The sequence below is a fragment of the Nostoc sp. genome (assembly GCF_036917375.1).
In the GTDB taxonomy this organism is placed as follows: Bacteria; Cyanobacteriota; Cyanobacteriia; order Cyanobacteriales; family Nostocaceae; genus Nostoc.
In genome coordinates this window covers 64,873-86,707 of sequence record NZ_JBALDN010000005.1, presented here as the reverse complement: position 1 = coordinate 86,707, position 21,835 = coordinate 64,873, and the positions used below count along the sequence as shown (strand labels likewise).

General features: G+C 42.6%; 28 protein-coding genes and 1 tRNA gene. 14 read left to right on the top strand and 15 right to left on the bottom strand.

Annotated features, from left to right (window positions below; genetic code table 11):
* The first annotated feature begins 44 nt into the window (after nt 1–44).
* From V7K45_RS01580 to V7K45_RS01565, 4 genes are all read left to right on the top strand, one after another.
* Nucleotides 45–404, top strand: coding sequence for a DUF4870 domain-containing protein (locus V7K45_RS01580; protein ID WP_322640530.1), 360 nt, complete (start codon nt 45–47; stop codon nt 402–404).
* A gap of 355 nt (nt 405–759) precedes the next feature.
* Nucleotides 760–1,740, top strand: a complete 981-nt coding sequence (hemB, locus tag V7K45_RS01575; RefSeq protein ID WP_334999706.1) for a porphobilinogen synthase — start codon at nt 760–762, stop codon at nt 1,738–1,740.
* 348 nt (nt 1,741–2,088) lie between these two features.
* On the top strand, nt 2,089–2,292 hold the full coding sequence (locus V7K45_RS01570; protein WP_334999704.1) for a hypothetical protein: 204 nt from the start codon (nt 2,089–2,091) through the stop codon (nt 2,290–2,292).
* Nucleotides 2,289–2,726, top strand: coding sequence for a type II toxin-antitoxin system VapC family toxin (locus tag V7K45_RS01565; protein ID WP_334999702.1), 438 nt, complete (start codon nt 2,289–2,291; stop codon nt 2,724–2,726). Before V7K45_RS01570 ends, V7K45_RS01565 begins: the two co-directional genes overlap by 4 nt.
* A gap of 209 nt (nt 2,727–2,935) precedes the next feature.
* Here V7K45_RS01565 and V7K45_RS01560 read toward each other — a convergent pair whose 3' ends face one another.
* Both V7K45_RS01560 and V7K45_RS32875 read right to left on the bottom strand, forming a co-directional pair.
* Complete coding sequence (locus V7K45_RS01560; RefSeq protein WP_334999700.1) at nt 2,936–3,148, bottom strand: DUF6887 family protein; 213 nt, start codon at nt 3,146–3,148, stop codon at nt 2,936–2,938.
* Complete coding sequence (locus V7K45_RS32875) at nt 3,145–3,318, bottom strand: DUF6888 family protein (protein ID WP_292706907.1); 174 nt, start codon at nt 3,316–3,318, stop codon at nt 3,145–3,147. Before V7K45_RS32875 ends, V7K45_RS01560 begins: the two co-directional genes overlap by 4 nt.
* Before the next feature lie 331 nt (nt 3,319–3,649).
* Here V7K45_RS32875 and V7K45_RS01555 point away from each other — a divergent pair, with 331 nt between their 5' ends.
* The 5 genes from V7K45_RS01555 (at nt 3,650) to V7K45_RS01535 (ending at nt 8,327) form a co-directional block, all read left to right on the top strand.
* Entirely contained in the window at nt 3,650–4,633 is a 984-nt protein-coding gene (locus tag V7K45_RS01555; RefSeq protein ID WP_334999698.1) for an alpha-ketoacid dehydrogenase subunit beta, read from the top strand.
* 138 nt (nt 4,634–4,771) lie between these two features.
* The gene (secD, locus tag V7K45_RS01550) at nt 4,772–6,184 is read left to right on the top strand and encodes a protein translocase subunit SecD (protein ID WP_334999816.1); all 1,413 of its coding nucleotides are present in this window, start codon (nt 4,772–4,774) and stop codon (nt 6,182–6,184) included.
* Nucleotides 6,181–7,170 (top strand): protein translocase subunit SecF, encoded by a 990-nt coding sequence (gene secF / locus V7K45_RS01545; protein ID WP_334999696.1) that lies wholly within the window; start codon nt 6,181–6,183, stop codon nt 7,168–7,170. The genes secD and secF overlap by 4 nt, the downstream gene beginning before the upstream one ends.
* Nucleotides 7,171–7,241: 71 nt before the next feature.
* Nucleotides 7,242–7,655: a hypothetical protein gene (locus tag V7K45_RS01540; protein WP_334999694.1), complete on the top strand. Its 414-nt coding sequence runs from the start codon at nt 7,242–7,244 to the stop codon at nt 7,653–7,655.
* A gap of 177 nt (nt 7,656–7,832) precedes the next feature.
* On the top strand, nt 7,833–8,327 hold the full coding sequence (locus tag V7K45_RS01535) for a GNAT family N-acetyltransferase (RefSeq protein ID WP_334999692.1): 495 nt from the start codon (nt 7,833–7,835) through the stop codon (nt 8,325–8,327).
* Nucleotides 8,328–8,411: 84 nt separating this feature from the next.
* Here V7K45_RS01535 and V7K45_RS01530 read toward each other — a convergent pair whose 3' ends face one another.
* From V7K45_RS01530 to V7K45_RS01505, 6 genes are all read right to left on the bottom strand, one after another.
* Entirely contained in the window at nt 8,412–9,350 is a 939-nt protein-coding gene (locus V7K45_RS01530) for a sensor histidine kinase (protein ID WP_334999690.1), read from the bottom strand.
* A gap of 105 nt (nt 9,351–9,455) precedes the next feature.
* Nucleotides 9,456–10,064 (bottom strand): L-threonylcarbamoyladenylate synthase, encoded by a 609-nt coding sequence (locus V7K45_RS01525; RefSeq protein WP_334999688.1) that lies wholly within the window; start codon nt 10,062–10,064, stop codon nt 9,456–9,458.
* Between the two features lie 73 nt (nt 10,065–10,137).
* On the bottom strand, nt 10,138–11,028 hold the full coding sequence (gene prmC, locus V7K45_RS01520; protein ID WP_334999686.1) for a peptide chain release factor N(5)-glutamine methyltransferase: 891 nt from the start codon (nt 11,026–11,028) through the stop codon (nt 10,138–10,140).
* Nucleotides 11,029–11,053: 25 nt separating this feature from the next.
* Nucleotides 11,054–11,872 carry a Tic22 family protein gene (locus V7K45_RS01515; RefSeq protein WP_334999684.1) on the bottom strand — a complete coding sequence of 273 codons (819 nt, stop codon included), beginning with the start codon at nt 11,870–11,872 and terminating at the stop codon, nt 11,054–11,056.
* Between the two features lie 592 nt (nt 11,873–12,464).
* Nucleotides 12,465–12,538: transfer RNA gene (locus tag V7K45_RS01510), tRNA-Pro, on the bottom strand.
* Between the two features lie 308 nt (nt 12,539–12,846).
* Nucleotides 12,847–13,398, bottom strand: coding sequence for a GNAT family N-acetyltransferase (locus tag V7K45_RS01505; protein WP_322671979.1), 552 nt, complete (start codon nt 13,396–13,398; stop codon nt 12,847–12,849).
* Nucleotides 13,399–13,851: 453 nt separating this feature from the next.
* Between V7K45_RS01505 and V7K45_RS01500 the strand changes: the two genes are divergently transcribed.
* Nucleotides 13,852–14,571, top strand: coding sequence for a hypothetical protein (locus V7K45_RS01500; RefSeq protein WP_012410214.1), 720 nt, complete (start codon nt 13,852–13,854; stop codon nt 14,569–14,571).
* A gap of 107 nt (nt 14,572–14,678) precedes the next feature.
* Nucleotides 14,679–15,596, top strand: a complete 918-nt coding sequence (locus tag V7K45_RS01495; protein ID WP_334999682.1) for an alpha/beta fold hydrolase — start codon at nt 14,679–14,681, stop codon at nt 15,594–15,596.
* 147 nt (nt 15,597–15,743) lie between these two features.
* Here the strand turns inward: V7K45_RS01495 and tsaD are convergent, their stop codons facing one another.
* Entirely contained in the window at nt 15,744–16,793 is a 1,050-nt protein-coding gene (tsaD, locus tag V7K45_RS01490) for a tRNA (adenosine(37)-N6)-threonylcarbamoyltransferase complex transferase subunit TsaD (protein WP_334999680.1), read from the bottom strand.
* Nucleotides 16,794–17,086: 293 nt separating this feature from the next.
* Between tsaD and V7K45_RS01485 the strand changes: the two genes are divergently transcribed.
* The 3 genes from V7K45_RS01485 to V7K45_RS01475 all read left to right on the top strand — a co-directional run bounded on the left by V7K45_RS01485 (nt 17,087) and on the right by V7K45_RS01475 (nt 18,568).
* Nucleotides 17,087–17,581, top strand: a complete 495-nt coding sequence (locus V7K45_RS01485; RefSeq protein WP_334999678.1) for a Photosystem I reaction center subunit III — start codon at nt 17,087–17,089, stop codon at nt 17,579–17,581.
* Between the two features lie 39 nt (nt 17,582–17,620).
* Complete coding sequence (gene psaJ, locus V7K45_RS01480; protein ID WP_094349471.1) at nt 17,621–17,770, top strand: photosystem I reaction center subunit IX; 150 nt, start codon at nt 17,621–17,623, stop codon at nt 17,768–17,770.
* Nucleotides 17,771–18,046: 276 nt separating this feature from the next.
* Nucleotides 18,047–18,568, top strand: coding sequence for a photosystem I reaction center protein subunit XI (locus tag V7K45_RS01475; protein ID WP_322671975.1), 522 nt, complete (start codon nt 18,047–18,049; stop codon nt 18,566–18,568).
* Between the two features lie 65 nt (nt 18,569–18,633).
* On the opposite strand, the gene gmk is transcribed toward V7K45_RS01475, so the two are convergent.
* The 6 genes from gmk to pyrF form a co-directional block, all read right to left on the bottom strand.
* Complete coding sequence (gene gmk, locus V7K45_RS01470; protein ID WP_334999814.1) at nt 18,634–19,233, bottom strand: guanylate kinase; 600 nt, start codon at nt 19,231–19,233, stop codon at nt 18,634–18,636.
* Between the two features lie 166 nt (nt 19,234–19,399).
* Complete coding sequence (remA, locus tag V7K45_RS01465; RefSeq protein WP_041233849.1) at nt 19,400–19,666, bottom strand: extracellular matrix/biofilm regulator RemA; 267 nt, start codon at nt 19,664–19,666, stop codon at nt 19,400–19,402.
* A 256-nt stretch (nt 19,667–19,922) separates the two neighbouring features.
* Nucleotides 19,923–20,234 (bottom strand): DUF29 domain-containing protein, encoded by a 312-nt coding sequence (locus V7K45_RS01460; RefSeq protein ID WP_334999676.1) that lies wholly within the window; start codon nt 20,232–20,234, stop codon nt 19,923–19,925.
* 20 nt (nt 20,235–20,254) lie between these two features.
* Nucleotides 20,255–20,314 (bottom strand): hypothetical protein, encoded by a 60-nt coding sequence (locus V7K45_RS01455; RefSeq protein WP_334999812.1) that lies wholly within the window; start codon nt 20,312–20,314, stop codon nt 20,255–20,257.
* Between the two features lie 105 nt (nt 20,315–20,419).
* Complete coding sequence (locus V7K45_RS01450) at nt 20,420–21,100, bottom strand: hypothetical protein (RefSeq protein ID WP_334999674.1); 681 nt, start codon at nt 21,098–21,100, stop codon at nt 20,420–20,422.
* Complete coding sequence (pyrF, locus tag V7K45_RS01445) at nt 21,097–21,828, bottom strand: orotidine-5'-phosphate decarboxylase (protein ID WP_334999672.1); 732 nt, start codon at nt 21,826–21,828, stop codon at nt 21,097–21,099. Before pyrF ends, V7K45_RS01450 begins: the two co-directional genes overlap by 4 nt.
* Nucleotides 21,829–21,835 lie beyond the last annotated feature (7 nt).

The window sequence follows — 21,835 nt, the reverse complement described above, 5'->3', positions numbered from 1 at the left end:
AGGGTCGTAGTATAACCAACAATCTGACTAAATAGGAGAAAGCAATGTACGACACAGACAAGCGAAAGCTTCTATCTGCCTTGTCTCATGGAGCGATTTTTTTCAGCACAACATTGGTATCTGTAGGTATACCTATCGCCATACTGCTTGTATCTGACGATCCTGTTGTTAAAGAAAACGCTAAAGAATCCATCAATTTCCACTTTAATGTTTGGTTTTATGGTGCAATTCTGGGAGCGCTATTTTTTCTATTCGGCTGGTTAGTGTTACCCCTATTATTGCTAGGGCCACTAGCCGGTCTGGGATATCTATTACACTGGGGATTAACAATTTGGGCGCTCATTGGAGTTTTCAGCAATCCTGATATACCCTTCCGTTATCCCTATATTTTCCGAGTTTTTTAACAGAAATTTATGGGATTAGGCATAGAGCATTGGTAATTGTCAGTTATTTACTACCAAACACAACATTTCATTAAACTTAGTAGCAAATTCTCTGCGTGCCTCTGCGTTTACCTTTGCGCCACTTTGCGTTTAAATTTTTGAATTTTGAATTTCTTCATAATGTTGTTTTTTTTCCAGTCCGTCGGATAGGTGCAACCAAGCTGTAAAATACAAAATTGCCCTACAACTTGATTAAGAGTAGGGCAAAGGACAGTTAAGCACTGTTTGTAGTCTGTCTGACGGCAGGAAAATTTTAGCCTGCTTTTGTGACGCTTTGTTTTGTGTCTATTTAGGTTGTTTTTCTCCATAAAATTTTATGTTTCCTACACATCGCCCCCGTCGTCTGCGTACTCATCCCCAACTGCGCCGGATGGTTCGTGAAACTGTTTTAACAACAAACGATTTAATCTACCCACTATTTGCTGTACCGGGTGAAAGAATCGCCAATGAGGTGAAATCGATGCCTGGAGTCTACCAACTTTCGGTAGATAAAATTGTTGAAGAAGCAAAAGAAGTTTACGACTTAGGCATTCCTTCGATTATTCTATTTGGGATTCCATCTGATAAAGATGTGGATGCCACTGGCGCTTGGCATGATTGCGGTATCGTCCAAAAGGCGGCGACGGCGGTAAAAGCAGCAATGCCAGATTTGGTTGTAATTGCTGACACTTGTTTATGTGAATATACTAGTCACGGTCATTGTGGTTATTTACAAACTGGTGATTTAACAGGACGAGTTTTAAACGATCCAACTCTGGAATTGTTGAAGAAAACGGCAGTTTCTCAAGCAAAAGCCGGTGCTGATATCATCGCCCCTTCGGGGATGATGGATGGGTTTGTGCAAGCAATTCGTCAGGGTTTGGATGAAGCAGGATTTCAAGATACACCGATTTTATCTTATGCTGCTAAGTATGCTTCGGGTTATTATGGCCCATTTCGAGATGCAGCAGACTCGACACCACAATTTGGGGACAGAAGAACTTACCAAATGGACCCAGGTAACGCCCGCGAAGCGATTAAAGAGATTGAATTAGATATTGCTGAAGGTGCTGATATGCTCATGGTTAAGCCAGCCTTGGCATATATGGATATTATCTGGCGCGTTAAGGAAGCGAGTAACTTGCCAGTTGCAGCTTACAATGTTTCTGGTGAGTATGCGATGGTAAAAGCTGCGGCTCTCAATGGTTGGATTGATGAAGAGCGGGTGGTTATGGAAACTTTAACTGGGTTTAAACGCGCTGGTGCAGATTTGATTTTGACTTATCATGCCAAAGATGCGGCGCGATGGTTAAAGTAGGCTAGGCATACTGAATACTAATTTAGGGGGAAATCTCACGCAGAGGCGCGAAGACACAGAGTTGTGTTTTGGCGTTTGGGTGTGAGATTCTTTATATTTTGGGTTTGGTTGGTGCGAAATTCAAACAAAATCTAACTAATCCGCGTTATAATTCAATACGGTTCAGTTAAGGGTTATTGGTGTAGGTAATTGGTCTTTAAGACGCGATAAATCGCGTCTCTACATGAGGGTTTTGGGCTTATCTGAACCGTATTGCGTTATAATTTTCATACGTATATCGCAAACGCGATAAAATTTATACTCAATGTCAGGCTGGACGAAGAAACAGAACAGGAGCTAGCTGATATCTTGGCTCACGAGCAAACAGACAAGAGCGAGTTAATCCGACGCTTGATTGCGGAACGCTGGCTAACTTTGCAAGCGGGTAAAACTTTGGTTGAAAGGCGGGGTGGACACCCTGAATATCTGCTACAAGATGCACCAACGGATTTATCGGAACGCTCAAACCGTCAAAAAGCGATCGCTCAATATCTCAACAAGCGGCATTCATGACCTATTATCCGCTTATACTCGCGGATAGCGGGTTTTTGTTTGCGTACTACAGCGCCAGAGATCGGTATCACCAACAGGTGCGTCGTTTTTTTGAGAACTGTACTTCTAGGCTGGTGACTACGCCTATTTGTATTGCAGAAGTGGTGTGGTTGCTCAACTTTGATTGGCGTACACAAAACGAGTTTCTTCTAGATGTTGCTAAACAACTCTACGAGTGTGAGCAACTATTGCCACAAGATTTTTCGCGCATTGCTGAGTTGAATACTCAGTACAGAGATTTACCAGGGGATTTTGCAGATTTATCCTTGATTGTCATTTCAGAGCGTTTGGATATTGCTGCGATGCCTGCGGCGGGCTACGCCTACGCTACTTTAGATAGTGATTTTAATATTTATCGGCGTTATCGGAAAAAACCTTTTGAGCGGGTGTTTTAGGGATGCGATCGCTACTTAATGATAATTTTTTCACCGGACACCACTAGCTAAGATCCCTAAAATTTAAGCGTTAGCCAACAAACCCAACATTTTGTGGGGTTTTGTTCCTCAACCCAACCTTGTATCTTAGAAATAGTAGTAGAATGTTCCCTCGTTTGCTAAAGGGAGAGGCGATCGCTGATAAAATTTGATTTAAGGGTTGCGAGGGCTTAAGCTTGATTTCGTAGTCTTTCTAGGTTCTGTTCATGTAACTCTGGGAAGTTTTCTAAATCATCTATTGACTGCGGCGCAGGGAAGATTACAGCATCTTCAGAGGTGAATCGATCTAAATAAGTTTGAAAGGCTTCATCATCTTCTCTGTGGTCAAGGATATATTGACGCAATTGGACACGGGGCATTGTCATAAAATCTGGCTTACTCATACATATCTCCACTTCCCGTCTAGGTAAATTATAATTTCATTTTCTTCACCAGCGAGAATTACAAGATTTTTTGTTCGTTCATCGATTCGCACTAAAAACACAGGTAAATACATTTTAGTAGCCCAAAAACTTAAGATAAACAACGTTTTCAATTGTTCTACAGTAGGCATATTTAAATTATTGCTACAACAAATTTTTTACACTGGTATGACTGGAATTAACTTAGTATTTTTCACTCAGGAATTTTTGAGTATATTTTACACAAAAGCCTATGTCTTATTACATAGATAAATCAGCCGCGTTTGCCAGAGTGTCAGGCGATCGCTCATAAAACCTCTAAAATCTAAATAAAATAGCTTTGATATAGTTATGGCAATTACTCGCTCTATGTTTGGGGCATTTCGTTTAAAAAACCCAATCTCTAACTAGTGCGATCGCTAACTGTATTTGCGACAGCCGCACGATAAAATTCTAAAACTATAATCGTACTAAAAGGTCTAAATGGCAGAAACACTATTTTTCAACGCCTTACGGGAAGCCATTGATGAAGAAATGGCGCGTGACCCCAGCGTATTTGTTCTCGGTGAAGATGTCGGACACTACGGTGGTTCCTATAAAGTTACCAAAGACCTGTACCAAAAATATGGCGAACTCCGCGTTCTAGACACCCCCATCGCTGAAAATAGCTTTACTGGCATGGCTGTGGGAGCAGCAATGACTGGATTGCGTCCGATCATTGAAGGCATGAATATGGGCTTTTTACTACTCGCCTTCAACCAAATAGCCAATAACGCTGGGATGCTGCGCTATACTTCTGGCGGTAACTTTAAAATTCCGATGGTAATTCGAGGCCCTGGAGGTGTGGGACGACAGCTAGGCGCAGAACATTCCCAGCGACTAGAAACCTACTTTCAAGCTGTGCCAGGTTTGAAGATTGTTGCCTGCTCCACACCAAGAAACGCTAAAGGACTACTGAAATCCGCTATCCGCAATGATAATCCAGTGTTGTTCTTTGAACACGTTCTGCTTTACAACTTGAAAGAAGATTTACCAGAAGAAGAATACTTGCTACCTCTGGATAAAGCTGAAATTGTGCGCCCCGGAAAAGATGTAACCATTATTACTTACTCGCGGATGCGCCATCATGTGGTGCAAGCAGTAAAAACTCTTGAAAAACAAGGATACGATCCAGAAGTTATCGACCTAATATCCCTCAAACCATTAGATTTTGATACAATTGGCGCATCAATACGTAAAACCCATAAAGTTATTGTTGTGGAAGAATCCATGCGAACTGCGGGTATTGGAGCAGAAGTCATCGCCTCAATAAACGATCGCTTATTCGATGAATTGGATGCGCCCGTACTGCGGCTTTCTTCCCAAGATATCCCCACACCCTATAACGGCAATCTGGAGCGACTGACAATTGTCCAACCAGAGCAAATAGTCGAAGCTGTGGAAAAAATGGTAGCTTTGCGAGTCTAGGGATAACGGGTAATGGGGACTGGGAACTGGGTACAAAGAGAATAACCAATGCCCAATCCCCGATCCCCAGTACCCAATACTTGCTCATAACTCCATAAAAGAGCGCTATTATAGCCTTTGTCAGTTGCGAGTTATGGTATGCAAAGACAGCGATCGCTTTTAATTTTGATTTTAGTCCTGATAATCGCCGCTTTTACGGTGATTGCCACAATTCCGATACCCCTTGGACTGGACTTGCGGGGAGGTTCACAGCTCACAATTCAGGTGAAACCATCAGCGGATATTCCCAAAATCACCGAACGAGAATTGGAAGGTGTGAAGAAAGTTGTCGAAGGCCGGATTAATGGTCTGGGTGTTTCTGAACCAGTGATCCAAACAGTCGGCACAGATAAAATATTGGTGCAACTACCAGGAGTTAACGATCCAGAGCAAGCTGAACGGGTTTTAGGGGGTACGGCACAGTTAGAATTTCGTACTCAAAAGCCGAATACAGAAACTCAACTACTTGCTTTTCAAGCATCAAGAGCCGAATTGAAATTTAAGCAAGAAGAATTAAGAAAGAGTACCGACAAAGCGGCAATTGTCAAGAATCAAGAAGATTTACAGAAAAATAATCAAGCGATCGCAGAATTATTTGAAAGCACTAATCCACCACTAATTGGCAAATACCTCAAGGATGCCTATGGTGAACCCACTCAAGGTAACAACTGGAATGTTGCCATTCGCTTCGACCAAAAGGGTGGTGAACTGTTTGCCAATTTAACCAAAAACCTCGCCGGTACTGGGCGTAGCATTGGTGTTTTTCTGGACAATGAATTGATTAGCGCTCCTACCGTGGGTATAGAATTTGCTGCTACTGGCATTACTGGTGGTTCTGCCGTGATTACAGGACGGTTTACCGCCCAACAAGCCAATGACTTAGGTGTGCAACTACGCGGTGGCGCATTACCCGTACCAGTAGAAATCGCAGAAAGGCGGACAGTCGGAGCAACCTTGGGTAAAGATAGCATTCAAAGTAGTATTTATGCTGGAGTCGGTGGTTTGACTTTAGTATTAATATTCATGGTGGTTTACTATCGACTACCAGGATTGATTGCGGATATATCACTAGTGATCTACTCCCTCTTAACTTGGGCAACCTTTGCTTTGTTGGGCGTTACCCTAACTTTGCCGGGAATTGCTGGTTTTATTCTCAGTATTGGGATGGCAGTTGATGCCAATGTGCTAATTTTTGAAAGGACGCGGGAAGAATTGCGGGCGGGTAAATCTCTGTATCGTTCTGTAGAATCGGGTTTTTATCGGGCATTTTCTAGTATTTTAGATAGCAACGTCACTACATGGATTGCTTGCGCTGCCCTGTTTTGGCTGGGGTCTGGTTTAGTCAAAGGCTTTGCTCTTACCTTAGCTTTGGGGGTAGGTGTGAGTATGTTTACTGCAATTACTTGTAGTCGGACATTGCTGTTTTTGGCAATTTCAATTCACTCCTTGCGGAAGACAGAACTTTTCTGTCCAAACCTGCCAGCATCAAATAGGGCAGAGGTGACTCAATGAAACTAAGTATTAATAAATCGCGATCGCTTTGGTGGACTATTTCTGCCGTTATCATCATCGCTGGTATCATCTCAATGGTGATTTCTTGGCAACAACCGAATATTCGTTCCCCCCTACGCCCCGGTTTAGATTTTATCGGTGGTACGCGGTTGCAGTTTGTTCGAGATTGCACCAAACCCGGTAACTGCGACAAACCAATTGATATCAACGCTGTTCGGGAAGTAGCAAAAGCGCAGGGGCTAGGTGATAGCAGTATCCAACTTGTCTCGGAAAATGGTGCAGAAAATGGTGTACTAATTCGGTCAAAAGATTTGGGTGTCGATCAGCGTACCAAATTACAAAACGCTTTGAGCGAAGAAATCGGCGTTTTTGACCCGCAAAAGAACCAGATTGACTCCGTTGGCCCCACCTTGGGAAAAGAACTGTTTACATCCGGGATGTTAGCTCTGATAGTCTCCTTCATCGGTATTACTATCTACATGAGCTTCCGTTTCCAGTTAGATTATGCTGTGTTTGCGATCGTTGCGCTATTCCACGATATCTTAATTACGGTAGGGGCTTTTTCAATTTTGGGTTTGGTGGCGGGCATCGAAGTAGATAGCCTTTTTATCGTTGCCTTACTTACGATCACAGGTTTTTCAGTCAACGATACAGTGGTGATTTACGATCGCATTCGGGAAACCATTAAAATCCATCCCGAACAGCCGATTGCCGAAATTGTAGATGATGCGGTTAACCAAACATTGACAAGATCGATCAACACTACCTTAACCGTATTACTGACATTATCTGCAATCTTTCTATTTGGCGGGGAAACACTGAAATACTTTTCCCTGGCTTTGATTATTGGCTTCACAATGGGAGCTTATTCGAGTATTTTCATTGCCAGTACTCTTCTAACTTGGTGGCGAGAGCGTAAAGGAGAATCTCAGGTGTTAGACAACGCTGATTCGATTGATACATCTCCCAGTTCCCAGGATAGTTAAACTTGTGTATATTTCACAATTGGGTGAAAGCATTTTGAATTGCTCACCCACGCCTTGCAATTTTATTCCCTATGGATCAACCGGAAGAACGATTAAATACTGGCCCAGACTTGGAGAAATCTGACCCATCGTTTGCTCAACAAGTACAAAGGCTACATCAGCTAACAGTATATGGCAGGTGGCTGTTTGTGGGCTGTTTATGGCTGACCATTGCGCCTGTCTGCTTGTGGGGTCTACGTGGAGAAATTGCTCTTTGGCAACAATATTTTACCTGGGTGGCAGTGAGATTTGGATTGTTCTACCATCCACTGTCTACCTTCGGTCTCGCTTTTTGTCTGGGGATGACTGCTGCTGTTTTAGTTTGGCAAAGTCGGAATATTCTACTTGGACTACCACCACAGGAAAAACAACGTTTAGAAAAACAAGTTTATCGGATACGTCAACAGGGAGCAACTCATCCTCTATGGAAGTGGGTTTGTCATTAAATTTTCTTTCTCTACACGTACAGCAATTTATAGCAAAATATGACTTAACCAAACTAGACATCTCCTGAAAAAGAATGTAGAGACTTAGCAGTGCTACGTCTCTACAGGATTTCTAGATCGTGTATTTTAATTTCAGCAAATGTTTGCTCAAAGATACGCCAAAAGTGGATGCCATACATGAACGATCTTCAGATTAAATTTAGCGATCGCAAGTCTGAAATTGACCTTTATCAACTCCAAGAACTGTTAAACGTTTCCGCTTTCTGGGCAAAAGGACGCAGTATTGAAGACTTAGGTATAGCTATTGCCAACAGTGAGCCAGTGATTTCCGTCTGGAATAGCGATCGGCTCATTGGCTTTGCAAGAGCAACATCTGATGGCATCTATCGCGCCACAATTTGGGATGTTGTGATTCATCCAGAGTATCAACATAGTGGCTTGGGAAGCAATTTAGTAGAAACTGTTTTGAGACATCCCCGTATGAAGTGGGTTGAGCGTGTTTACCTGATGACTACTCACCAGCAGGGTTTCTACGAAAAGATTGGTTTTCAAACCAACAGCACAACTACGATGATACTACACAATCAAGCTAACCATGCTTTCGTTTCTGGTACAGAAGTTCAGCTTCAAGAATCAACGCAGCAGTTCCGAGCAATGAGTGCTGAGTGCTGAGTATAAGAATTGTTGTAGTAGTAGGATAATCAAAAAGCAAGATTTCATCTCTACACTCAGCACGGGCTAAACACCCTGCTACCGCTAACAGCACTCAGCACTACTCACAAGAGGGATAGAGATTTGTAGTCTGGTAAGCTGTTGAAGTGATTCCTTCACAATAGTCGAGGGCAGGATTTCTAACTTTCCTCCCATAACTTCCAGTAGAGTCTGATTGATTAATAGCCTCATTCCTGGGGAAAGAACAGCGTTCTTTTGGTCAATCGGAGTCAACCGCTCTTCAAATTTGAGCAAATCAATCGGCTCACTCAAAGGTACAGCATGAGTTGGTAAATCTAGCCAAATGTTTACAAAATTGTTTGTAGGTAGAGTGCTAGTGGAAATACAAATGCTGCCTTCCTCCATCTGAGTAATGGCAGTGTCTATTAAACTTATCAATAATTGGCGGAGGCAGAGGTAATCTGTCAAAACATAAATTTCTGAGTCGGTGGGTAATAATTTTAAGGGAAAATTGCGATTTGCCGCCAGCATATAAGTTAAGTCATGAACCTCCTCTAAAATTTGGGCTAAGGGTCTGGGCTGAATATCTAATTTATTGGTGCCGTGTTCAGTTCTAGCAACATTGAGAATTTCATCCATTAGCTTCAGCAACTTCAGCGTTCGCTCGTGAGCTTGGGCAATAAATTCTCGCTCTTCAGCTGGATTTTCACACAAATCTGACAAAATTAATTGATGTAAGCCAATCAAACCATTAAAAGGCGATCGCAATTCATGGGTAGTCCGCGCCAAAAAACCAGCTTTAAACTGGCTCATTTCCTTTGCCATCAGGTATGCCAGTTGTGTTTGCTGTAGCTGTTGCGATATTGGTGGCATATCCTGTTCAGCTGATGGCGCTACTGGGGATGAGCTAGATGAAACATTAGGCGATGCCTGCTTTAAGCGTAGCCATCGCCCAAATAACTGATGAAAAACCATACCTAGTGCTATTCCTGCTCCTAGATATATCCAGTTGCTCCAATTCATATCTGGCAATTATTAACTTGTTAATTAAGTACAACAGCGCAAACTAAAATTTCAGATTTCTCTGTTGTTAACATCATGAAAACAACATTATAGCTACATAGCTACCTATACTTTGTTATCACTCGATAAATCTAACTCGATCGCACCTTGTCGCAAAATCTGCCAATTTATCCCTGTCCATTTAGCAACGGTGGAAGGTATACCCATCCCTGGTATTTCACTCTGGGATTCTGTCGTTGCTAAAGTCAGAACCTGGGGAAACTGAGTCTCAATTTCTGTCATTGTTTGCAAAGGCGGCTGACCAGAAAAATTGGCGCTAGTGGTGGCAAGAGGGCCTGTTTGCGCCAAAATAGTTTGAGCGATCGCACTGCTCGGTACTCGAATCCCAATTGTTGTTGGATCGATGGGATTCATAACTTTTGGTAAGCGTTCACTTGCTGGCAAAACTAATGTCAGCCCTCCTGGCCAATATTTATCTGCTACTTCTTGCCAAACTTTATATTCATTCTCACTACCTTTGACATACGGCCACAAATCTTCAGCACTAGCCGCCATCAAAATCAAAGGTTTGTCTTGACTGCGTTGTTTCGCCGCAAAAATTAATGCTGCTTTTTCTGGCATCGCTGCAAGTGCCGGAACAGTATCCGTCGGAAAGCTCACCAAAAGACCAGCACGTGCGCCAGCTATTAAATTTGTTAGAGAAACTTGGGTCATGTTTACTACAAAGTTAGGAGTTAGAAGTTAGGAGTGAGTAATTTTATAACTCATAACTCATCACTCATCACTCCTAACTTTTGTAGGCCAGGGCAAAACGTTCAATTCCAGCTAAATCAGCGTGAATTTGAATCTTACAATAACTACCTTGATTTTGTAAAAGTTCTCGCACTGCATCCGCTTGTCCTGCCATCATCTCAATCAGCCACACGCCACCCGATTGCAAATAACTGGGGGAGATTTCGATCAAATGACGAATGCAATCTAAGCCATCAGCGCCACCATCTAAAGCCAGATGTGGTTCGTGGTTAACGACTTCTGGTTGTAAAGTAGGTAAGGTGTTAGTGGGTATGTAAGGGGGATTTGACACCATACCACTGAACTGACCTTTTAAGAATGTCAGTGGCTCCCACCAGGAACCTTGATAAAATTGAATCCGGTCAGCAAGACCTAAATTATCAGCGTTGGATCGGGCGATCGCCAGAGCCTCTAAACTGTAATCAACTGCATGAATTGTTGCTTTTGGCAAGACATCTGCTAATCCCAGTGCGATCGCACCACTCCCAGTCCCTAAATCTGCCCAGTGTCCTGAAGTATTGCTAGTAGATGCTTCAGCTAAATCGATTAAACACTCTGTCTCTGGTCTAGGAATCAAAACCGCACTCGACACCGCAATTTTAAACTGACGCCAAGTTGTAGCTCCCGCAATATACTGCACTGGTAAGCGGTCATTTAATCGCCTCTGCCACAACTGTTCTAACTCTTCTAGCGGCAATTGCAGTTGAATTTGCGGCCAGTTTTTAAAAGACTCTAAACGCAGTGCCAAGCGGTCTAATCCAGCAACTTCGAGGAGCAACCAATCTATCTCCATTGGTGGGACATCAGTGGCGATCGCTGCTTTGAGAGCTGCATTCCGCCACTGCCAAAGTTGTAAACCAGAAACTATCAGATGTTTCTCCCCCATACCTCAACCTTGGAGCGCATATCCGTTATTTTTTCGGAGCGGGGGCAGCAGCTGGCTTGGCTGCTGGTGATTGATTTGGCGCCAGGGAGCGAATAAAGTTGATTGACTCCCGTGATGGATACAGAACAATTTTATTGATACTAGGATCGCTGCTGCTATTGAGAGCTTCCATAACGCCGTACAAATCTACCACCTGAATTTCAGTATTGGCTGCTTCCTTGGGAACGGCTTTTTTGAATTCCTCTAACAGAGCAACTGCTTGTTCTTTCTCAAAAAAGAAAGGGATGTATCGCTCATTACCTTTAGCAAGGGGAATAGTCAGATAGCTATTATCTTTCTTAAATTTTGGTACAAATAAGGGAATACCATTGAATTGCTCTACCTTTTTACCATTTTGATTGAGCATACTTGTTGCCGAAGCTACTTGCTGTTGCGTCGGCACTAAAGTATAAATCACAGAATCTGATTTCTTTTTGCTTTCTTGGACTATTTTATAGTAGTCTGCCAATGACAAAGGTCTAACCTGTAGAGTGCCTGCTAACTGGGGATTTTCTTTTTTGAGCCGATTGTCAAGGAATTTTTGAGCATCTTGCTTGCTAATAAAAAATCCCACTTGTGAGATCGGCTTGGATGCGTTGTTTCTTGAAAGAACTACGAATTCGCCTTTAGGATTGGTGAGCGTGAATACAGGTACTTCTTGGAGCTTTTTCACGACCTGATCTTGTGGCAGAGCGATCGCCTCTAGATTGCCCATTCCTGGTATATTGCCTATTCCTGAAAGCCCTGTTAAAAATACACTGCCAGCTATACCCAATGTTGCACCTAAGCGAATAAATGATTTCATGACTGCTCCTCGCATCAATAGTCCAATTAAATTAAACAAATGGTTGGATTTGCACAGCACCAACTAGCTTTAGTTATATAGCAATCTATTTCAGTTGTGAAAAATTCATTGTGCGCGTTGAGGTTGAGTGTTAAGCGTCAACGGTCAAAATCCAATGTTCCCTAACTATTTAGAGCTGCTATAGTATCGTTTTCACAAATTGGCTGTGCTAACGTTGTGTTTTTCTAGGTTTCGCTTCGCTATTGACCGCGAAATGCCGTAGATGCTTATTATATGTCTTCTCAAACAGCAAAAAGTCTTTCCATCTCTCCAAAATTAGAGATGATAAATGCCATTTTATCGGCTTTTTCTAAAATTGGTTGACGCTATTAGTTAATCAATCGTTCCATCTGCGATTGCTTTAACATCTTCTCAAATCTATACAAAGCTCAGTGTTAAAAATTACCTTACTACTTAATTATGAAATTTGCCTGTTAAGCTTCAATAGCACAACAGGTTAATTGGTCTTCTCCATAAAAATATCTAATTAAATTGCAGATGTTAGTAAAGAAAACCTAACTAACTGCCCTAACTGTTAACTATATTAATTAAATCGGGATGACAGGATTTGAACCTGCGGCATCCTGCTCCCAAAGCAGGCGCGCTACCAAGCTGCGCTACATCCCGTTATACTCGTTCACTTTTTTGGGTTTGGTTTTAAATCCCCATCAAAGCGATCGCGCTTTCACAAAAGCGTTAAGGCAATCATATCACATAACATCGCTCATGCCTAATATATTTATATCTTTTGCAAATACTAGCTAGATTAGATATTTGGACTGATAAAGGTTAAAGGTTTGTCTGCCGACTTAGTTTTACAAGAAATATTACTTGTGCGTTCGTCGGCTAAACCTCGTCAAACCAAATTTAAATAATAGATTTGTACTACTATACCTGATTTTATTGTGCGAATCGGGTTTTATTTGGATTGAGCATTAGTGAGGATACCAGAACATGCCTTTGATGCCTTCTGGATCGGCCATAAACCCCATAGTCCGGTAGAAATCTACAACATGGGGGTCAGCGAAGAGAGTGACATTACTAATTTCTTCACTCCTAAGTTTTTTGAGAACGTATTTCATCAGCGCCTTGCCCAGTCCTTGACTTTGAAAGTCTGGGTGAACCACTACATCCCAGATAGTGGCATTAAAGGCGTGATCTGAGGTAGCACGGGCAAAACCAATGAGCCGCTTTTGGTTTCCTCTCACTTGCCACATTGAAGCAACGAGAAAACTATGCTCAATAGCTTTTTTTACTTTTCTTAGAGGACGACGCGACCAACCAACTGCATCACAGAGTTCTTCTAGCTCATATAGGTCAATATCTCGTTCCGTGCTGAACACGATCCGAGCCTCCTTGGAAGCAGCTTCGCTAATACTACTGGGGCTAGAGTTGCCCGCAGTTTCTGCTGTATGCTCTTCAAAGAGATTTGTCCTAGTTGTCCCTACAGATTCAGGAGTACTAAACCAAGTTTTCCAAAAACCCATGCCAACGCGGTTCGGGTAGTATAACTGAATTGGTTTCCACTCTTAGGAGTGTTGATTCACTTTTAACATCGCTACCCCCATTTATTACCCTATTACACTCAAAGTTTTTCGGTTGTTTTCGGGATTTGCAATGGTAACAGCCAGTTAGAGCGTGTTTCACACCAATCATTTTCAACTTTAGCATTTTGTTGTAAAGGCTAGGAGAAATTCATCAAAAGGGTAAGGATATAAACAATTCAAAATTCATAATGGAAAAACCTAATCCTGGCAATTGCTCCTATAGAGCTTAAATGCAAGTTAGCTTAGAAGTGAATTGTATACAAGGGATTGGGCATTAGGTATCGAGAACACTCTTCTGTTGTCCCCTTGTCCTCCCAGTCCCTAGTCCTTAACACCCAACCCCCAACCCCCAGCCCCCCAGATGACGAAAGCAAGCGAGTTTTACCCTTAACAATGGCTTCTGGTTTAAAATCTTCGACACTGGAACTCCTAAAGCGCTTTAACCGAGCGTTTCCCCAGTTTTATGAGCAATTCGTCAGTAGTGAAATTCAACTGCAAAATTTGCGGCTAGCCTACCGTCTCTATAAAACTAGACGCGCTGTTATTGAACTGAAACCGGAAGGAAGCAAAAGTGCCCTGCATTTTGCTTACCGCAACCAGTCTTTTCTCCTCAGCGATATTTTTGGTGTACTAGCAGCTTATGGGTTGACTATCCACGGTTTAAGTCTATACGGTCAAATCCGGCCGCCAATGTTAGTTTTTATCAAACTGTTGGTATCTCGTGGTAGTAAAGCCTTAACCGAGAAAACCGCAGAAAATGTTTGTCGCGCCATTCGCGAGGCTTTAGGAGGTCGGTTTGAGGTAGAAGAGATGCTGGCAGTAGAATTTAATCTTGACACTGGCTTAGAGCAGGTACAAACTGAATTCTATGTAGATCCGGTATTTCATCTCCCTGCCTTAGTGATTGAAGCTGATAATCAACCAGGATTATTCTATAAAGTAATGTACGCTATCTGGCAGGAAGACCTTCTGGTAGTCAATGCGAATTTACTGGTTTGGCGCGGACGTACACGGCTAATTCTCTACTTGTTAGGGCCGAATGAAAGTCTCATTCCTGAATATCTAGGTCACAAAATTGCTGAAGGAGTGCGACAGAGGTTGCTGGGTAAATAAAAAAAGTGAGAAGTTATCAGTTATGAGTTAAAATTCCTCACTCCTAACTTCTAACTCTTTCTACTTTAGTATTTAGTCGCACCCGCCCTTAAGGGTACGATACAAGTATGGCAACTATCGAAATCTTGGGCGTTCCACACGCATACGAGCTAACGGCTCCCACTTCCTGCCCCCATGCTTTAGTATTTATCCACGGTTGGCTCAATAGCCGTGGATATTGGCAACCTGTGATTTCCCGCCTATCAGATGATTTGCAGTGCCTGTCCTATGATTTGCGGGGTTTTGGTGAATCCCAATCCCAGGTAAAAACTGATTTTAGTCGATCGCAAACGTCTTTGAGTCTGACACCCATCTCTAGTAGTACGGCTGACTCATCTTTTGATTCTCTTTATACTCCTGCTGCGTATACTCAGGATTTAGCAGTTCTCCTGAAACAGCTAAATATTAAGAGTGCTTGGCTAATTGGTCACTCATTAGGCGGGACGATCGCTCTTTGGGGAGCAGATCGAATGCCTGAGTGTGTTAAGGGAGTTATCTGTATCAACGCTGGCGGTGGTATTTACCTCAAAGAGGCCTTTGAGCAGTTTCGCTCGGCGGGTCAGAAATTTTTGCAACTCCGTCCGCGCTGGCTGTCCCAATTGCCTTTGATTGATTTGCTGTTTACCAGAGCTAGTGTAGCTCGTCCTTTGGAGCGCTATTGGGCACGTCAGCGAGTAATAGATTTCGTTGTGGCTGACCCAGAAGCGGCTCTAGGAACTTTGTTAGACTCCACAACTGAAGAAGAAATCAATCGTTTACCTGAGCTAGTATCCCAACTGAAGCAGCCAGTTTATTTTTTGGCTGGTGCGGAAGACAAGGTTATGGAACCCAAGTATGTGCGCCATTTAGCCAGCTTTCACAGGCTTTTTCAATATTGTGGTGACAATGTTCTGGAAATTCCTAATTGCGGACACCTGGCTATGTTGGAACAGCCGGATGCAGTGGCCGATCGCATCCGGGCAATAGTCAATAGTTATAGGGTATAGGGCAAAGCAGTTCCGAGTTCCGAGTTCCGAGTGCTGAGTAAAGAAGTGAAATTCCCCACTCAGCACGGGCTAAACCTTAGCTATCCGCTAACAGCACTCAGTACTCCTGAAGGGCATTGGTGATTACAAATGACAAATGACAAATGACTACTCAACAGGTTGATATAAATTCATTACCAGGGTAAGCCCTAACCTAGACTCAACGCCTAGCGTGAAGGGCGATGTATGACCGCGGGATAGATGGTCAGCGGCGGCACAGCCAATCATGGCGGCGTTATCGGTACAGAATTTTAGAGGTGGGAATAGGACGCGTAGGTTATGTTTAACGGCAGCGGCTTGGAGATTTTTTCTCAACCCGCTATTAGCTGCTACACCGCCACCAATGGCAATTGTGTCTAGACCATAGTCAAGGGCACAGGCGATCGCTCTTTTGGTTAGCGATCGCGCTACCGCATCCTGAAAGCTAGCTGCTACATCTGCCACTGGTATTTGTCCACTATCTTTTTCTAACTGCTGCACTAAACGTAATACAGCCGTTTTTAACCCACTAAAACTCGCATCATAACGATGAAATCCTCCACCAGGTAGAGAAACTCTTCCTTCCGGTAAAGCAAAGGCTTGAGGATTACCCTGCTGTGCCAACTTGTCAATCACTGGCCCACCCGGATAACCCAGCTTTAACAATCGCGCCACTTTATCAAAGGCTTCACCCGCAGCATCATCACGGGTTTGTCCTAATGTTTCGTAATTACCACAATCTTTGACATAAATCAAGCTTGTATGTCCCCCTGAAACCAGTAAGCTAAGAAAAGGGGGATTTAAAGTTGATTCGCTCAAGTAAGTTGCGTAAATGTGACCTTCGAGGTGATGAACTCCCAAAAATGGCTTGTTGTGTACCATTGCCAAGGTTTTGGCAGCAGTTAACCCTACTAATAGCGCTCCTACAAGTCCAGGGGCACAAGTGGCGGCAATTGCGTCAATTTGTTCCCAATTTAGTTGGGCTTGCTCTAAGGCTTGTGCGATCGCAACATTTATCGTTTCTAGGTGCTGGCGAGAGGCGACTTCTGGCACTACCCCGCCATACTGCTGATGGACTGGGATTTGTGAGGCTACAATACTGCTGCAAACTTTACGATTGTTAACAATTGCGACGGCTGTTTCATCACAACTGGTTTCTATTGCTAAAACGGTTGTCATTGAGAGTGCTGAGTGCTGAGTGCTGAGTGCTGAGTCTGAGTCCTGAATCCTGAATAGTAGAGAAAAAATCTTCCTTCTTTACTACCCTACAACAACAATTCTTATACTCGGCACTCGGAACTCAGCACTCAGCGCTAATTTTGGTTGAGAAGCTTTAACTTTTATTTACTTAAACTTTACTCGGTTCCCACCCAAGAGTATGATGACTTCCTAGTTATGCAAATAAACAACTGTACAAGCCGCTTCGTTTTGTACAAAAAACTTCTTGTTTTGTAATAAAAGGAAACAACTCTATGCGACGATTGTTTGCTTTGATGTTAGCGATTAGTCTTTGGTTCAACTTTGCCCCCCCAGCACAAGCTTTAGGAGCTAATTTGACACCGTGCAAAGACAATCCCGCTTTTCAAGAGCTAGCTGCTAATGCCCGTAATACCACCGCCGATCCCGAATCTGGGAGAAAGCGATTTGAGCGTTATTCTCAAGAACTGTGTGGTCCTGAGGGGTATCCCCACTTGATTGTTGATGGTCGTCTAGATCATGCTGGTGACTTTTTGATCCCTAGCATTTTGTTTCTATATATTGCTGGTTGGATTGGCTGGGTAGGTCGTGCCTATCTGCAAGCGGTCAAAAAAGACCCGAACACTGAACTAAAAGAAATCCAAATCGATATTGGTTTGGCACTACCTATCATAGCGTCAGGCTTTACTTGGCCAGTAGCAGCAGTCCAAGAACTTCTGTCTGGAAAATTAGCAGCCAAAGATACAGAAATCCCCATTTCCCCACGCTAAATCAGCTTAACTAATTCATTCGTTTTGGAGATTAAATTCATGGCAGACAAAGGCGATCAATCAGCTTATTTGATTAAATTCATTTCCACAGCGCCCGTGGCCGCTACGATATGGCTGTTCATCACAGCAGGTATCTTGATTGAATTCAACCGCTTTTTCCCCGACCTACTTTTCCACCCACTACCATAAGTGTCAAATGGAATTTAGGACAGTTGAATCGATGTCTTGTTTTTTGCCTAATATTGTGTAGATGATTTTTTCAGCTTAGTTAGGCAGAATTATCACTAAAATAGCTGGCAAAAATAGTTTTTTGAAACTCGTGATACTGTTTACAGATCGCGAGTTTCACAGCTTTAAAATAAGCTAAATTAATTTTTCTAAACTTCCTAAACAAAATGCTTCTTTAGCGACAATTATTATTAATATAAAAATGCCACCATTTTAATTTAGAGGCGAACATAAAATATGGCACAAGCAGTAGATGCATCAAAGAATCTTCCTAGCGATCCTAGAAATCGGGAAGTTGTTTTTCCCGCATTTGGCGATCCACAGATAGGCAACCTAGAAACGCCGGTTAATTCTTCTCCCTTGGTCAAGGGGTTTATTAATAATTTACCTGCTTATCGCCCAGGTCTGGCTCCTGCTAGACGCGGTTTAGAAGTTGGTATGGCTCATGGTTACTGGTTATTTGGCCCCTTTGCCAAATTAGGCCCACTGCGGGACACAGATAATGCTAACTTAGCTGGGTTACTGTCAGCCATTGGCTTGGTTGTAGTTCTCACAGGCGCTCTATCACTGTATGCAAATAGCAATCCACCCAAAGCACTTCCTAGTGTTACCGTACCCAAGCCTCCAGCAGATGCTTTTAACTCTAAAGAAAGCTGGAACAACTTCGGCAGTTCTTTCTTGATTGGTGGTATTGGTGGTGCAGTAGTTGCTTACTTTTTGACTAGTAATTTGGCACTAATTCAAGGTTTATTTGGTTAATTACTAGAAATTAGGAGTTAGGAGTTAGGAAGTTAAATTCTAATTTCTAACTCTTAACTCCTAACTTATTTAAACAAAACTCCTTCAATATCATTTAAAGCAGTTTCAAAATCGTCATTAACGATTTGAATATCAAATTCATCTGCGGCTTGAATTTCTTCTTGGGCGCGAAGCAGACGACGGGCGATCGCTTCTTCAGAATCTTGGGCACGAGAGCGTATTCGTTTTTCTAATTCATCAAAGGAAGGCGGTAAAATAAAAATGCTGAGGGCACTGGGAAAGGAAGCACGAATTTGTCTTGCCCCTTCTAGTTCAATTTCCAGCACCACCAACTTACCGGCATGAATTTGGTTAAGTACTGCTTCACGGGGTGTGCCGTAATAGTTACCAGCAAATTCTGCCCATTCTAAAAATTCACCTTCAGCAACTAATTGTTCAAACTTACTGCGGCTGATAAAGTAATAACTTTTGCCATCGATTTCCCCTGGACGGGGAGAACGAGTTGTCACGGATACGGAATAATAGAGTTCTGGATGACGCTCTAGGAGCGATCGCATTAAAGTGCCTTTCCCGACCCCACTGGGGCCAGTTAAAACAATTAACCTGCCTAAATATAAGCATTCTTCGGTAGTCGCACTACTCTGGATGGGTAAAACTGGCATCATCCCTTCAACCTGTGAATCAATCAATACATATTATTCATTAGTCTTGTGTTCCTGGTCTAGTCCACTGGTGACTAAGGAATTTGTAGCAAGAGTGACAGAAAATTTGTCTAATTCACATGGTACTACCGATACGGTGCAAAGAGGAGCAGGAAAAACCCACTGCTAATCAATTATCTACAGTTTGATGCTCGCGAGAAATCACAAAGCGATTCGCTACCGTTTCCGGCTGAATCGCTGACAGAATTACGTGGCTAGAATCGGTGATAATTACAGCCCTAGTCCGACGACCGTAAGTTGCATCAATCAGTTGACCTCTGTCTCGTGCATCGGTAATTATCCGCTTAATCGGGGCAGACTCTGGACTGACAATGGCAACTACTCGGTTAGCAGACACGATGTTACCAAAGCCGATGTTGATTAACTGAATGTCCATAAAAAAACTGACGCTAAAGGCGGTTTGATAAAGCTTGAAATAAACTTCTTTCCATGTTATCGCCAAAAAATGGGAGTTACAACGCTTAAATTCAAGCCAGTCTAGGTTTTTAAATAAAGTTTCCTTCTTTTAGCTATTTATCAGCTATTTTTCCTAAAAATATTCCTAAAGATACAGGTGTAATTCCACCGATCCAAGCTAATTAGATAATGTATTTTTATCTTTATGTAAAGGGACTAGTGCCGCAAAACGGAATTCAAAATTCAAATGGTGGTAAATAATCCACATCTAAAGTTTGCTCAATGCTATAAGGACAAGTTTGCGGAAAAGAATTCAATCCACTTTTCCTTTTTGCTTGTCGTAGCGCCTCAATGTAAATTTCCTCAAGCACGGTAAGCAGATAGTTGTAGAGGTTTTTAGATTTAGTTAATTTCCTGAGTTCCACTTGAAAATTATCAATTTCCGCTTTCCAATGATTTTTACATTCAGAGAGACTCCAATGTTGATACAAAAGCAAATGTTTGAGAAGTTGGAGTAAATCACTTTTGAGCTTAGTGCTTCTGTTCATCACCTAATCTTTCAATCTCCTCAATCAAATGATTCATCCCAATCAAGATACTCTAAATCTTTTTCTTGCAATTGTTTCAATGTAGTTTCTAACCACAAGTGATAATTCTGTTTATAGAGAATTTGAGTGAGTATTTTAGAGATGATTTAATATTCTCCTAATTTGCAAAGATTTGGAATTAGGTTTTATTGACGCACACTTCCAGCTTCACAATCGCGCAACCAAGCTTTAACCCCTTGGGCAACAGTACCATTACTACTATCGCGTGGTGGGGATAGTGGCTGCTGTTGTGAATCGGAACCAGCTTGAGAAAACATCATCACTAGTTGCCAACCACTTTTAGTTTTAGTCAATAACAACCAGTGAAATTGTTGTAATTCTACAACTTTCTTACCTATATACTGCCGCTCCAAGGTAGTAAAGAAAACTTGCTTAACTCCTGATACAGCACTTTTAGACGCATCTGCACTATATTCTTCAAGGTTAAGGGGCAGAGGAGTAAACTCAGGTTTTCCTGCTACCAACATATAACTATAAACCTGACTGCTTCTACTGAGGCGACGGGCGCGTTGACTAGCGCGATTGGTATAACTAGGTAATTTTTGCAATAGCTGTATAATTAATGTTTCTAAATTTTGCTCAGAACACAAAGACTTCGCGCTACTGTTGACATTTTCCGTTTCTGCTAGTGCCGAGGGTTTAGGGGTAGGGTTTATCGAGAAGGCTGGGTAAGCAAAGCTATTTGAGACTACAACCCAGAAGCCACAAGCAAAAAGGAAACTATAATTTTTTTTCCTGAGCGAAGAGGCAAGATTGTTCTCCCCTACACCCTGCACTCTGAGTTTCTCACTGACTCTTAGCTTCATGCCACCGTGGTTAACTCCTCAGAAATCCTCTTCCAGGCTAGCTCAGGCTCAGTAGCAGTGGTGATAGGACGCCCAATCACGAGATAATCTGCACCAGCAATAATTGCTTGGGCTGGAGTCAGCGATCGCTTTTGATCGCCAATATCAGCCCAAGTTGGTCTAACCCCCGGACAAACTAGCAAAAAGTCATTTCCACAACTTTGTCGTAGCTGTGCCACCTCTTGAGGCGAACAAACTACCCCATCCAAACCAGATTCTTGAGCCAGCAGGGCCATTTCTATAGCATATTCTGGCAATTCTAGGGGGATTTTTAAATCAAATGCCAACTGCCGAGCAGAAATGCTCGTTAGCAGAGTAATCGCAATTAACTTTGGTGGTTCTACACCTGCTTTTGCAGCCCCTTCCTGTGCCGCTTCAGTTGCGGCTTTCAGGGCATCTCTACCAGCAGTAGCATGAATTGTCAGTAAATCCACTCCGTATCTAGCTGCACTGCGGCAAGCACCAGCAACGGTATTGGGGATATCATCAAACTTTAAATCCAAGAAAATGCGCTTTTGCCGAGACTTTAACACTTCCAGAATTGTCGGGCCAGTGCTGGTAAACAACTCTAAACCGACTTTCCACCAAACTACTTGCGGTAGCCGATCTATAAGAGCGATCGCACTTTGTTCATCTGGCACATCCAAAGCCACAATAACTTGTTGTTCTAACTGTTCCCTGTTCCTCATTCCCGAC

Excerpts from the sequence above, each read along its gene's own strand:
- V7K45_RS01580 (WP_322640530.1), top strand. The coding sequence starts at position 45 with ATGTACGACACAGACAAGCGAAAGCTTCTATCTGCCTTGTCTCATGGA.
- hemB (WP_334999706.1), top strand. The coding sequence starts at position 760 with ATGTTTCCTACACATCGCCCCCGTCGTCTGCGTACTCATCCCCAACTG.
- V7K45_RS01565 (WP_334999702.1), top strand. The coding sequence starts at position 2,289 with ATGACCTATTATCCGCTTATACTCGCGGATAGCGGGTTTTTGTTTGCG.
- V7K45_RS01560 (WP_334999700.1), bottom strand. The coding sequence starts at position 3,148 with ATGAGTAAGCCAGATTTTATGACAATGCCCCGTGTCCAATTGCGTCAA.
- V7K45_RS32875 (WP_292706907.1), bottom strand. The coding sequence starts at position 3,318 with ATGCCTACTGTAGAACAATTGAAAACGTTGTTTATCTTAAGTTTTTGG.
- V7K45_RS01555 (WP_334999698.1), top strand. The coding sequence starts at position 3,650 with ATGGCAGAAACACTATTTTTCAACGCCTTACGGGAAGCCATTGATGAA.
- secD (WP_334999816.1), top strand. The coding sequence starts at position 4,772 with ATGCAAAGACAGCGATCGCTTTTAATTTTGATTTTAGTCCTGATAATC.
- secF (WP_334999696.1), top strand. The coding sequence starts at position 6,181 with ATGAAACTAAGTATTAATAAATCGCGATCGCTTTGGTGGACTATTTCT.
- V7K45_RS01540 (WP_334999694.1), top strand. The coding sequence starts at position 7,242 with ATGGATCAACCGGAAGAACGATTAAATACTGGCCCAGACTTGGAGAAA.
- V7K45_RS01535 (WP_334999692.1), top strand. The coding sequence starts at position 7,833 with ATGAACGATCTTCAGATTAAATTTAGCGATCGCAAGTCTGAAATTGAC.
- V7K45_RS01530 (WP_334999690.1), bottom strand. The coding sequence starts at position 9,350 with ATGAATTGGAGCAACTGGATATATCTAGGAGCAGGAATAGCACTAGGT.
- V7K45_RS01525 (WP_334999688.1), bottom strand. The coding sequence starts at position 10,064 with ATGACCCAAGTTTCTCTAACAAATTTAATAGCTGGCGCACGTGCTGGT.
- prmC (WP_334999686.1), bottom strand. The coding sequence starts at position 11,028 with ATGGGGGAGAAACATCTGATAGTTTCTGGTTTACAACTTTGGCAGTGG.
- V7K45_RS01515 (WP_334999684.1), bottom strand. The coding sequence starts at position 11,872 with ATGAAATCATTTATTCGCTTAGGTGCAACATTGGGTATAGCTGGCAGT.
- V7K45_RS01505 (WP_322671979.1), bottom strand. The coding sequence starts at position 13,398 with ATGGGTTTTTGGAAAACTTGGTTTAGTACTCCTGAATCTGTAGGGACA.
- V7K45_RS01500 (WP_012410214.1), top strand. The coding sequence starts at position 13,852 with ATGGCTTCTGGTTTAAAATCTTCGACACTGGAACTCCTAAAGCGCTTT.
- V7K45_RS01495 (WP_334999682.1), top strand. The coding sequence starts at position 14,679 with ATGGCAACTATCGAAATCTTGGGCGTTCCACACGCATACGAGCTAACG.
- tsaD (WP_334999680.1), bottom strand. The coding sequence starts at position 16,793 with ATGACAACCGTTTTAGCAATAGAAACCAGTTGTGATGAAACAGCCGTC.
- V7K45_RS01485 (WP_334999678.1), top strand. The coding sequence starts at position 17,087 with ATGCGACGATTGTTTGCTTTGATGTTAGCGATTAGTCTTTGGTTCAAC.
- psaJ (WP_094349471.1), top strand. The coding sequence starts at position 17,621 with ATGGCAGACAAAGGCGATCAATCAGCTTATTTGATTAAATTCATTTCC.
- V7K45_RS01475 (WP_322671975.1), top strand. The coding sequence starts at position 18,047 with ATGGCACAAGCAGTAGATGCATCAAAGAATCTTCCTAGCGATCCTAGA.
- gmk (WP_334999814.1), bottom strand. The coding sequence starts at position 19,233 with ATGATGCCAGTTTTACCCATCCAGAGTAGTGCGACTACCGAAGAATGC.
- remA (WP_041233849.1), bottom strand. The coding sequence starts at position 19,666 with ATGGACATTCAGTTAATCAACATCGGCTTTGGTAACATCGTGTCTGCT.
- V7K45_RS01460 (WP_334999676.1), bottom strand. The coding sequence starts at position 20,234 with ATGAACAGAAGCACTAAGCTCAAAAGTGATTTACTCCAACTTCTCAAA.
- V7K45_RS01450 (WP_334999674.1), bottom strand. The coding sequence starts at position 21,100 with ATGAAGCTAAGAGTCAGTGAGAAACTCAGAGTGCAGGGTGTAGGGGAG.
- pyrF (WP_334999672.1), bottom strand. The coding sequence starts at position 21,828 with ATGAGGAACAGGGAACAGTTAGAACAACAAGTTATTGTGGCTTTGGAT.